The sequence below is a fragment of the Candidatus Methanoperedens sp. BLZ2 genome, assembly GCF_002487355.1.
In the GTDB taxonomy this organism is placed as follows: Archaea; Halobacteriota; Methanosarcinia; order Methanosarcinales; family Methanoperedenaceae; genus Methanoperedens.
This window is the reverse complement of the sequence record NZ_NTMG01000017.1, coordinates 117,466-129,614: the sequence shown is the minus strand read 5'-3', so window position 1 is coordinate 129,614 and position 12,149 is coordinate 117,466. Positions and strand designations below refer to the sequence as shown.

The window sequence follows — 12,149 nt, the reverse complement described above, 5'->3', positions numbered from 1 at the left end:
CTGGGGTTCAAATCCCCATCGGAGCATCTAAAATTTCTTTATACTCCTATCTTTTGGTGATGTTTTTCACGGATTTTTAAGACAAGTGCAAATCCTTGCCGGGCTATACCACTTTAGTAAGAAATCCGTACAGTTTTTATAATATCCGTTCTCATGCGTTATTCAACCTAATAAGCATTAAGAAAAAACTTCGTTCATTTGTATCATACTTCGCAATCTGTGATGATTGGCCATCAAACATCGCATCAATAGAGAAGAGGTACTTTGATTTGCCCTTCAGAACACTTAATTTTCTTAGATGCTCAGTGTTTTAATTGATTGCTTGGATAATATGCAGCAAAAATATAAATAATTAGACGTACTATAATACGTACATAATGAAACGCAAAGAATTATCCGAAGCAAGTGTGCGAAGAAACTATGCATTCAGTCAGCGCACAATTGAAAACTTTAATTGGCTAATAGGCCACAGGATATACAGGAATGAGACCGAAGCTATTGATCTTGCAGTTGAACGCATGCGGACTATCTATGAAATGAGGGACGAAGAATCAAAAACTTCAATTCCTGAAAAACCAGATGATGCTAAAACGTCTAAAAAAGTTAAGACATGCGATAATTGACCATAAGCTCTGATGAGCTGATGCATGAACCAAAATGTTCCTGCGAAGCACAATTCCTGACTATGGGCGAATGCTCATACACCATATTCTTGCTAGAATATTCCTCAAGCATTTGAAAGGGTCTGGGGAATCTGTCCCTAGCTCACCTTCAAGAAGAAAAAGATGATGCATTTGCAGAGGATAAAGAAACATCTGGAGTATATCCACATCATAAGCTTAAAATTGACGATATCAAAATCATCATCCAGAAGGATCAAAGTGAGCAAGAAACGAATCAAAAGCCTTCCATAGGAAGCCGAAGCCCTCATTTCCCATGAAGGGGGAAAAATTTTGTAACTGTCTAAAAATATAGTCAAAGTAGCTCAACCGACTATTTTGACTATTTATACATTCTTAATATTTTTTACTTTCCAACCATTTAGTGAGACAACTATTTAAAAAAATATTAAGTTTTAAAGGTGTCTCCGGGTGTTCTGCATTGTACTTATCAAGCCTTTCCTTAAGGCTTTTATCCATTTTAAAACTGGTTGGGTAAATTTCGGTCATAGTCTTTATACTCTATAATACTATACTCCTTTAAATATGTCCTGCTTCTTTTAATGAAAAGTGTTTCGCATCTCCAATGATAACATGATCTAAAAGAGTAATTCCTAAAATACTCCCTGCTTCCTGGAGCTTCTTAGTAATTTCTATATCTTCCCTGCTTGGGGTCGGGTCTCCGCTTGGGTGATTGTGTGTAACGATAATATGCGCTGCGCTGGCTTCAATCGCTGGCTTGTAAACTTCGCGAGGGTGAACAATATTAGCGTTTAAGCTGCCAATAGATACAACTTCCTGCTTAATGATCTGGTTTTTAGTATCTAATAAGAAAACTAAAAAGATTTCCTTTTTAAGCTCTCTGTAATATGGATACACTTTTCTATACACATCCTCCGGGCTGCTTATTTTAGGCTTGGCGTCTATGCTTATGCTTTCCAGCCTCCGCGATAATTCAAAGGCTGTTATTATACGGTATATTGTATTTTCTGATAATCCATATTTTTTAAGCTGCTCAAAGTCCATAACAGATAAGGCCTTAAGGTCATTATTATTTAATAATTGGGTTGCTTTGTTTAATGCTTCTTCTCTGCTCCCTGAGATAAGAAAATTTAAAACTTCATTATTGTGCATATTATAAACGTCGTTGTTCTTGATTCTTATTTCGGGTGAAGTCTCTTTCATTGTAAAAATTAGACTGTTATTCATAATTTTACTCCTAAAAAATAAAAAAGGGCTTAAGCTGCAATTGCCCTTTTAACCCTCAGCTTTCGGTTAATGATCTCATCAAAAGATTCATCAGGTAGCGTTATAACTTCGTTGGCTTTAGTTTCTAATTCTGTCATACGTTCGGCGGTCTCTGCATTCTTTGCAGTGCTTGTTATGGCATTTAATAGGCCGTATTTTGTCGGGTCGTTCTGGTGTATGAAGTTATAAAGTATATTCTCGGTTTCGATATCGGTAAAACCTGCATGAATACTTATATTATTAATTGCCTGGTTCGGTTTTATGATCTCGGTCTCGCTGGCAGCTATCAACAACTTAACGGTATTATCAAAAGATTGGCCGTTTATAGTTGCTCTCACTATATCCCTCATTGCTGACAATGAAGCGAGGGCGTTTAATTCCTGAGTTTCTCTTGAATAAATCCCTTCTCCCATTTTGCGGCCTATGTGGGTTTGTTTCATCCCGTTATCTGGTACAATCATTCCATTAAGGCAAAATAACCTTAATACAAAGGGTTCAACCTGGAAGCGGCTTAATCCTATCTCGCTATTACGGATAATTAAACCGGCCTGGACTACATCACCTTTTCTTATCTCGGCCTGGGTCGTTGTTGATACTGCTTTAAGAAATAGGTAATTCTCGGTTAAATCTGCCCTGAAAAACTGCATATTACCTTTCCCCATTTCATCAACTGACATAAAAAAAACGTCGTCGTTATCAATGATCTTATAACGGTCACTCAAAAACGCGCGGGCTTTCCCGTCTAACGTCCTTATTAACTTCGGGTTTTCCTTCTCTAGCCAGTGATTAATATTTTTACTCAATAAATCAGGGCTTGAAGTTCTCAACCTGTCATAATATCCCTGCGGGATCTCTAATTTTCCAGCAATTTGATTATGACACTGTGGAGTTATCGAATAATTCCCGGTATCTTCAATATTAAGTATTATGTCTGTAGGGCTTGGGACTACTCTTATTTTTTGGCTTGGTGCTATAAAGTCTTTTTTCGTGTCTCTCTGCCTCTTTAACTCATTGGCTAAAAGTGGCAAGTTTCCGGCCTGGTCTATCTTTAATTCATGTCTCGATACAAAATTCTCTTTAAAAACTGGTTTTAATATTTGTTCCATAAATTTTATCCTCCTTTATAATTAAATCATCCTGTAGCACTCGATTTTTCTTAGTATCTGCCGATACTAAAAGGGATTTTCACCCTTGGGTTAGTAATTCCTTCTCTCTCATGCCGTCGGTTTTTCCTACCTCATGAAGGTCTTTGATAGATGCTTCACCCTTCGCGTATGTTCAGATAGTCATAATAGTACTTTAGACTATTTAATAGTATCTCAGCCTACGCATGATGTTTTCAAGTTTTCTATACACCCTTAAAACCAAGCGCACGCCGGAGGAACAAGAAAAACGGATATTAAAAACTGGATCGGCGCAGAAAAAAAGATACAACAACTATCTTGAAAATTTCGGCAGAAATAAATTTTAAAAACTTGTTTTTATAAATTTATAAAACTAAGCAAAGGAAGAGTTTAAGCATAAAAAACCGCGCATTTCGTCGGGGCGGTTTTTTGCGTCTCTTCTCTTTGCGCTCAATTCTATATAATTAAATTCGTAAATACACGAACAAACACGGGCGCATAACTAAAAACATCGCGAAGCGCGTGGAGAAGAGGTATCCAGGGAGGTTGGAGCCTGACCCTGCCACAAAAGAAAACGACATACGACAGAACGACCACATTGGATCGAAAAATACCTGTGCGCCCTCAATACGTAGAGGAACATTCAAAAGAGTATATCCGTGGTGTCATCGCCTGCCCTGCCAGATAGATAAACGACGAATGAGATTATGATGGCTCGTCGCCATGCGATTTTTTGCCGCAGCAAAAAACCATTCAGGGCGAGCCTTCATTATCTCAGGCGTCGATGACGTTTGGCAGGAGCAGGCAGCAACACGGATATTTACTTTTTGCGTGAACGGAGTACATAATAGACCTGCGCACCCGTCGTAATTAGCAGCTTCAACCATTAGAGACGTAAAGCAGCGACATTATGCAGTTCTTAGGGTCGCCCAATCTCAGCCTTTCAACGACCGGCCTCTTGCGCCGCAACGCACTATCTTTCGGATATTGAGGTCTGATGCCAGCTTGAGATTTTTTACTATCTTTTAAACTTGCAGGGGTTCGAGCAGCAGCGAGAACTGCCGATGTCCGAAGCGCAGCGGAGGGCTGAGGCAGCGTAAGCCCCTGCGGAGCGAAGCGACAGATCATATATACTGAAGTCATAACCCAAGGGCGGTCATAATATCATGATCCCGGCTGCCTCATGATATGATAACTCCCTGCCCTTCATCTTGTCATTCTCACGCGCGCCAATCTCAGTTAACCGTTACAATCTGAAAAAGTGACTGGATGAACGATGCCGGCGACTCTCTGGAGCGAGAGCGCAAGAGTGTCGCCCAGACAGCAGCGACAATGACCGCAAGGCAGCAGCCGTGCCTGAGTGAACGACGCGCAAGCGTGCGGAGTGAGCGAAGGATGCGGTGATTGGAGCGTACGGACAACGAAACAATCCCGCATCGTCGGCGCTGAATGGGTAATAAACGATCAATTCTTTTCTCCGAGGGGCTTCTCGACTTTTTTGCGCATGTTTCTTGCGATTTCTTTGAAGAACGTGAGCTTGAGGCTGGGGAGGTCGATGTTTTCATCTTCGATTAGGTATGTGATCTTGGTGGTGATGGTGATGATTTTGCCAGATCATGCGCCTGCGAGGATTAGTTGGGGGCTTTGTGTGGGAGGGAGGTGGAAAAGGAGGTAGATAGGGAGGCAGAAAAAAACTATTTCATTATATTGCAACTGATTAAAGAAAATCCTGCCCGCCTCCTTCGGTTTGAATTGTCAGGAATTTCCAGATAGTTGTTTATGGGGACAATTCACCATCCTTAGGAGCCTCCTGAAGACATCGTATTCCAATGAATATTCTGGCAGCTATTTCACTTTGATAAAATCCAGCATCAACCTCAAATCATTCACGACTGACTCGAAATCAGGAAGGTTCTTTGTAAGTCTGGCAAGAGCGATAGTCCAGAACTTTTTTGCTTCAGAGAGCCTGTTTTCATCAAAGATCAGTTCAGGGTTGAACTCAATCCCAGTGATCTGGCATTTCAGGATGAAAAGTTCTCTGATCTTATCCGGATTGAACTCTTTTTCTTTCATAAGCCGCCAGACATCGTAATAATCCCGCGCCTTCCCCCTCTGAAGGATGCTGCGCAGCTTTTCCACCATGATTTCATTTGGCGAATAAACAAGTACTTCAAATTCCGGAATATCCTCATATTCAGGCTTCACTTTTATCCGCGTGGGCTTTTCAATCATTTTTTCTTTCAGGGATATGTCATGTGCGATCTTATTCTTGAATCCAATAGGGCCCAGGAACTGGACATCAGCAAAAATAGCATGCTCTCCTGCATTAAAAGAAGTGAACGAATAAATGATGCTGCTTTTCTTGTTAATAGATGAGAAAACCTGCTCAAAACCCTGTTTCAACTCCGAAGGATCAACTTCCTGCATGATAGTGAAGTCCATATCCTCGGAAAGGCGCCATTCAGGAAAGTAAATTTTTCGTATTGCTGTCCCTCCTTTAAATATCAGGATATCTCTGAGCTTTGAATCCTCCCAGTAAATCCCGCTAAGAAGCCATGTCAGAGCGTAATCTTTTTCCAGGGTAGCCACGTTGAAACCCGTCCTCCTGGCTCGCCTTCTTAAATCATTTTCATCCATTTTCAATACTCCATCCAGCCCGTCAATTCATCCTTTGTCCTATTTATTATGAGTCCATATTTTTTGGAGTATTCCAGAACTTCCTTGGGTCCAAGAGGGTCAAGCCACATATATCCTTTTGATCTATAAGAAGCGATCTTAGAACTTATTTCCTCTGCCAGCCCCAGTAATTCCAATGCATAACCTATCCTTCTGGTAACCACGCTCACCTCCATCCGTTTTGAGTACTCAAGCAGCTTTACAAAGTCCAGTTCATCTCTGGCTTTCCATATCCCTTTGACAGCTTCATCCAGCCCGCCGCAGTATTTTGGAAATAACATGCAGTCAATGATGGTTTTCTCCCTTGAAGATATATTGAAAGTACCTCTGGCGGTATTTTCTTCCACATATCCGAAAAATCTCTTTTTCGTCAATGTGACAAATTCGTATCGCGTATCTCCAAATTCTAAATCTTTTTTTCTCTGTGTTGTTGCAACGAATACAACATTGGGAACCTGCTCTGTCATACTCCAGTAGTTAAGTGCTGTCCAGAAACCGATGTAATAAGCACTTATGATATGAGGAACAAGCAGATATGGGACTTCGGACCATGATCCCTCATAACCTGCTCTTGCCGGAATGAGAAGGTATTTTCCTTTTTCTATCTCTTCTATCCTTCCCTTTTTCTTCAAACGGTATATGACATTCCAGACAGAGGGCGCAGAGGTTTTCATAACTCGCCTTGCATCGGTTATTGAAAAAACGGATTTATTCTCTTCTTCTATAGTGAACAGTAACTTTAGTTCGTTCGCCCCTAGTTTTATGTTTTGTGTAATCATACTCTTGTTGAGTGAGAGTATGATTACACAAATATTAATAATTTTCTATTACTGTATTTGTCTAAATGATCCTGGCGTAGAAATTATGGAAGGTTTGCATGGATCTCCTTTCATTGAAGGAGTTTCTCGACTTTTTCGCGCATGTTCCTTGCTGCTTCTTTGGAGAAGGTTGGCGCGAGGATCTGGGAGGGGTCGATGTTTTCCTTTGACCATGTACGCGATTTTTGCAGTGATGGTTGTGGTCTTGCCTGTGCCCGCGAGGATCAGTTTGGGAGCTTGTGATTAGATTCCGTGTACGTTGTGCCGAAAAGAAGCTTGAAAGAATTTATCAAGGAATAGAAATGCGCTGCCAGACAGCAGGGGACTATAATTAATCTATAATCCTAAACGATTTCCCTTAATCCCTCAACATCATCCATTTTCTTAATCGAAATAACCCTATAACCAACCGCCTTCAACTTCCGGCGCTTTTCCTCATCAGCTTTTTGCACATAATCTTTTTCATGCGGACTTCCATCAATGAAAACAACTATATTAGGTTTATAGAAGAAATCTGCCGATGCTATCGGTATATCTTTATCCGATATTATCTTCTGAGCTTCATCAGGTAAGTTAATGTTTCTTTTTTGAATCTCCTTAAGCACATTACGTTCGAAATTTGATTGGCATTTGTTCAGAAATTCGTCAAGAGTTTTTCCAGACTTACTGATGCTCAATGGTTGAATGGATGCGTTTGTTAATTTTCTCAGGAAGGGAATCACAAGATGCCGATCCATTTTTTCATGTTCGATCTGGTTATAAAAATTAAGCAGACATTCATAACAAGCCCTGTCACACCCATCTCTTTCAGGCTCTATATCATGTAACAATTCAAGCGTCCTCTTGATTATTTCATTGAAACGATTTTGATCTGTCAGTGCCTTTATTGCCCCTATTCCCCCTTGCGCGGTTTCATACAAAATTATTGAAAATTCATACTCATGTGCTGGATTTGGAATTATTATGCCATCAATCTCATTTTCATCTACATTGAGTGTAACTTGGATTCCCTGAAGGATACTCTCCTTTAATGTGACATAGAAACTTTCGCTGACGCTCTGGTCAATATCAGCAGGGAGAGGAATATTCAATGCAGCTACATCATGGATTCCATCAGTATAAAGATTTATATTTTTTATTATATCATCTTCAGTAGCATTTTTTGGACAAGGTCTCTGAGAATCTTCTTTGATATGATCATTGATTCTGTCTTCTCCGAAAAGCCATCTATTGCAGACAGAGCAAAGTATAAAACCTGTATCTTGACCATCTTGTTGACTTTTTCGTGTTCCCTTATTAATAGTTATGATTTTTCCATTGTGTTCATATTCTATTTCAAAAGAAACTCCTTCCTTTGATGATACAGAAAATCTGTTAATCTTGTCTCCCATTTCATAATGCGTTGAAACAGCATACCCTAACCTCATCCGTTCTTCTTCATCACTTGTAATTCTATGCGGTGAAATAGCGAGCATATCTGGCATCTGCATTGCATTCGGGTTGGGATGAAGTCCAACAAATGAATTTCCACATCTTGGGCAGGCACTTGCCTGATTTGCATGTTCACCTAGAAGGGCAGTATTACATTTCGAACAAATGATTAATTTTTCTCTTATAGGTCTTTGTTTTTCAGTTCTGGGCCTTGCAAAGGATACAAGATAGCGGTTATTTTTAAAATATATGCTATTACCGGGAGCAAATTCTCTTATTGCAAGAACTTTATCTCTTTGAATTTCATCATCACTGGTATAAAATGAAAGGACTGTACTGGAACTTGGAAAACCATAGTTTGGTAAGAAGCCCTGAGTACCAAGATAACGATACGTGTAGAATTCCTTTTCACCTCTGCGCATATTCTCAAGTTTAGCCTCTATCGCTTTCCTGCGATCTTGCGTTTCTTTATTTGGTGATGATCTTTGTGCTTTATAATTTATGTCTTGGACTTCATGAAACAGATTACCATACTCTCTTCTCCAGTATTCAAAGGCTTTATCTAACTTTTCTATGAAATTATCAATTTCCTTACCAATGAACTCATCATTAAACCATTCAAATGTTGATATTTCACTCTTAAATGCATCTTGTACAGCAGTAATTATGTTGATTCTGCTCTGTTCGATTTTGTCTTCAAATTCTTCTTTCAAATTCTCAAAAAACGGGAATCCACCTTCCTCAATATTCAAAATTTCGGAGGGTCTGATCGGTAATCTTGTCTGGATGGTCTCAAGTACAAGAGAATTAATGTGGGAAATTATAAGTGGACGGTTATCAAGCAAGAACCGCGGTGGACTGATCTTACCAGATATGATTTTTTCAGGATACCGGTAGAAATATTGATCGTGAGGTCCGCGCATAGTTCCAACGCCACAGAAGGTTGATACTATTGCAGGCTGGTTCTTTCGACCAGCTCTACCAGCTCTTTGAGCATAATTGCTTGGAGATGGAGGCACATTTCGCATATATATAGCAGATAAATCACCTATGTCGATGCCCAGTTCCATCGTAGGAGTACAGATCAAAGCATTGAGTGAACTGTTCTTACTTCTAAAGTCAGCTTCAATCTTCTTTCTCGTTATTCCATCGATTTGACCACTGTGTTCTCCTGCCTCGATTCTTGTTGATTCATTAAAGTCCTGAGTATAAACTTTCCTGAAATAATTCTTTGAAAAATCGTCTGTTCTAAGCTGACCGCAGCTTGAACCGGTGCATATATTTAATTCATTAAAGTGGAAAACATTGCCGCATTTTGGACAGACCTTTTGCTGTGTGTTTTTTATCCCCTGAATAATTATCGTACCTTTTGATGGAACCATGTAAATTTTTCCCACATTTTTTACTGTGTGTTCTACTAAGTATCCTGCCTCTTCACTGGATAATATTCTGACAATTTCTTTTACAACATTTTTAGACTCTTCGACTTCAAGTCCTAAAGCTCTCTTTGTCCACTGAACCAATCTGCTCTTTGAAGATGTCAGTCGAAGAACTCTTGCATCTCTTCCTTTTGTAGAAGCATCATCACTGAAGCCAATTGGTTTTCCTCCATATGGATTTATGTCAAAAAGACAGTTTTCATTGAGCTTATCTATATGTTCGAATTTAAAATTTACTGGATTAGTTAAAGACTCATCCTGAATCGCCATTTGTTTTCTGAATATGTCTAAGAATCCAGTCAAATAATCATATCTAATGTTCTCTGATACAGCGTTCATTGCAGGTACTTTTGACCATATATCATTTGCAGCTGCAAGTTTATCCAGCCCATTGTATATAACTTTCAAAAGACCCACATCTTCAAGGTTTTGTTGATTTCGCCGGGTTGATGCGGACATGTCTGAGATCATACTATGATGGAGATAACGAATATAATGGTCATCAGCAGAAGTATTTTTACGGAATCTGCCTTTTTCTCTTGAATATTCCGGCATAACATTGTACTTTTCATTTATTTTGAAAACCTTTAATCCAACATCTGATATATCCACCCCACTCTGACCTTCAATATAATTTCCTTCAAGAAGAGCACGATAGATACCCCTGCGGAAATGTATTCTTTTTTGAAGATTATTCATGTGGGCAGCCTGTAGAGCTGTATCCTGTCTGTTATCACTGAATGCGATTATCTTTTTTTCATCTGCAGGAAGTCTTGTCAACATGCCTGAAACAATTATATCAGTTCCAGTGCTGCGCCCCACCGTACCGAAGGAAAAAAGCTTGTTGAATTCTCGCGGCCTTTTATCATAGTGAACGCCGCAGGATGGACAGAACTGGAAAGGGGATGGGATTGAGGAGATCTTTCTCTTATCTTTGCATGTGCAATTTGAATCCACCTTATTACAGTCCGGGCAATAAATGACTGCTTTAGGCTCAAGCTCGGCAAGCTTTGTTTTCAGAACTCCTTTTTCAGTTACCCATTCCTCAGGGAAATGAACTGCTGCTTCATTATGAATCCCAGGATATAGATAGACATTTTGCCCTTCTGTATCTGGAGTATCAATATCTCTCGGCATGACTACTCCATCTTCTGATATGGAAACGCTGTAGAATTCCTGCCCACATGCCCTGCAAAAAAGAAGCGGGAATGTATATTTTATTTTCTGGCTCTTGGCGCATTCCGGACAGGTGATTTCTCCTCGATCATTAAGGTGAGGACCGCTGTCTGTCAAACAGCTTGTGATGGTTCTTCCCTGTGAGAAGAAGGTATGAAGCTTGGGTACAAATCTGGGTTGCTGGACTCCAAGAATATTTATTGTTGCTACTGATCCTGCCAGTATAGCAGCTTCAATCTCTCTTATGCACGAGCGTAGATCTGTTGCAGGTCTATATTGTTTCTGATAAATCTCTGCAAGGTCTTTTTTTGTTTTTGTGTTATCCGACAGGGCTTTTTCGATAAAATGAATTGTAGCTTGATTTCCAAGGAGAATCCCTAAACCTTCAGATGTGGTTTCTGCCGGGGTAAGGGTTCTTGCGATTAATGCACCGACCAATACCGCGGCTTTATCAACCGATCCATCAAATTCCTTCAGCATCTTATCGGTAACAAGGATATTTGGCGGCAAAGTATCAGGAGACACTTCATTTATAGGCACGTAGGTTTCGCCAATAATATGTTCTTTCGTGAAAGTTTCACTAAAAAGATCTTTTGCAAACTCTGCAATCAACTCTCTGGCATCCTCGCCCTCTGCACTCTGGACTGTAGCGCTTGTTCCGATGCATCGCAATGTTCCAATTGTACCTGTATGCTGTTTCAGCCTCCGGATGAGGCAGGCAACATCTGCTCCTTTTTTCCCTGAATATGTATGCACTTCGTCAAGTACAAGAAATTTCAATCTTCCCTTGTGTTCAGGCGGGAAAAGTGCGCGGTCTTCAAACCTTGTTAGAAGAAGCTCAAGCATGACATAGTTAGTCAAAAGAATATCCGGTGGATTGCTCTGAATCTCATGGCGCGATAGAACTTCGCTATCCCAGGGTTCTTTTCTACCTGTTGTCTCAAGAAAAGTGGATTTTGCCTCATCCAGGCTGTTCTTTGTATCGCCTGTGTATAATGTAATTCTCAATCCCGAATTCTGGAGGCGGTTTGCCATGTCTTCGTACTGGGAATTGGCAAGTGCGTTCATCGGATAAACAATGATTGCTTTTATTCCCGAAAGCCCCGCATCTTTCATCTTCAGGCATTCGCTTACTATTGGCATATAAAATGTGAAGCTCTTGCCTGAGCTTGTGCCAGTTGTAACTACAGTATTTTCTCCATCGGCAAGGATCGAGCGGATCGCATCGCTCTGATGTTTATAAGGAGAGACAGGTTCAGCATTCCTGTCACCAGCTTTCTTTGTGAAGACTTTGAGAACTCCTGGATGAAGTAACCCCCTATAGATCAATTCCTGAAGAGTATCTCCCTTCTCGAACCTTCGGTTAAGCTGGATAAATGGCTCTTTCCAGAGAAGGGTCCCTTCCCCTATTCTGTCATGAACCCAGTTCTGGATTGTTGGATTTTTGAATTTCTGAAAAGTAAATACATAGGTTTTGTAGATATCCTGCACATATTCCAAAGCTTCAAATGGGTTCATCATGTTTAAGTCTCGATATAATGATCATGATAATTATACTTTAGATATTCTTATTCGGAC

General features: G+C 40.1%; 9 protein-coding genes. 1 reads left to right on the top strand and 8 read right to left on the bottom strand.

What is annotated here, in order from left to right; all coding sequences use genetic code 11:
- The first annotated feature begins 377 nt into the window (after positions 1 to 377).
- A complete protein-coding gene (locus tag CL181_RS01685; protein ID WP_097297510.1) occupies positions 378 to 623 on the top strand; it encodes a hypothetical protein in 246 nt (81 codons plus the stop codon).
- Between the two features lie 576 nt (positions 624 to 1,199).
- Here CL181_RS01685 and radC read toward each other — a convergent pair.
- From radC to CL181_RS01655, 8 genes are all read right to left on the bottom strand, one after another.
- Positions 1,200 to 1,868, bottom strand: coding sequence for a DNA repair protein RadC (gene radC / locus CL181_RS01680; RefSeq protein WP_097297509.1), 669 nt, complete (start codon positions 1,866 to 1,868; stop codon positions 1,200 to 1,202).
- 29 nt (positions 1,869 to 1,897) lie between these two features.
- Complete coding sequence (locus CL181_RS01675; protein ID WP_097297508.1) at positions 1,898 to 3,013, bottom strand: DUF932 domain-containing protein; 1,116 nt, start codon at positions 3,011 to 3,013, stop codon at positions 1,898 to 1,900.
- A gap of 897 nt (positions 3,014 to 3,910) precedes the next feature.
- Positions 3,911 to 4,159 carry a hypothetical protein gene (locus CL181_RS01670; RefSeq protein WP_097297507.1) on the bottom strand — a complete coding sequence of 83 codons (249 nt, stop codon included), beginning with the start codon at positions 4,157 to 4,159 and terminating at the stop codon, positions 3,911 to 3,913.
- Between the two features lie 336 nt (positions 4,160 to 4,495).
- A complete protein-coding gene (locus CL181_RS21455; protein WP_369332913.1) occupies positions 4,496 to 4,633 on the bottom strand; it encodes a hypothetical protein in 138 nt (45 codons plus the stop codon).
- 243 nt (positions 4,634 to 4,876) lie between these two features.
- Positions 4,877 to 5,668, bottom strand: coding sequence for a nucleotidyl transferase AbiEii/AbiGii toxin family protein (locus tag CL181_RS01665; protein WP_097297506.1), 792 nt, complete (start codon positions 5,666 to 5,668; stop codon positions 4,877 to 4,879).
- Positions 5,669 to 5,670: 2 nt separating this feature from the next.
- Entirely contained in the window at positions 5,671 to 6,486 is an 816-nt protein-coding gene (locus CL181_RS01660) for a type IV toxin-antitoxin system AbiEi family antitoxin (RefSeq protein ID WP_097297505.1), read from the bottom strand.
- A gap of 110 nt (positions 6,487 to 6,596) precedes the next feature.
- The gene (locus CL181_RS21450; RefSeq protein WP_369332912.1) at positions 6,597 to 6,683 is read right to left on the bottom strand and encodes a hypothetical protein; all 87 of its coding nucleotides are present in this window, start codon (positions 6,681 to 6,683) and stop codon (positions 6,597 to 6,599) included.
- Between the two features lie 186 nt (positions 6,684 to 6,869).
- A complete protein-coding gene (locus CL181_RS01655; protein ID WP_097297504.1) occupies positions 6,870 to 12,092 on the bottom strand; it encodes a DEAD/DEAH box helicase in 5,223 nt (1,740 codons plus the stop codon).
- Between the last annotated feature and the right edge of the window lie 57 nt (positions 12,093 to 12,149).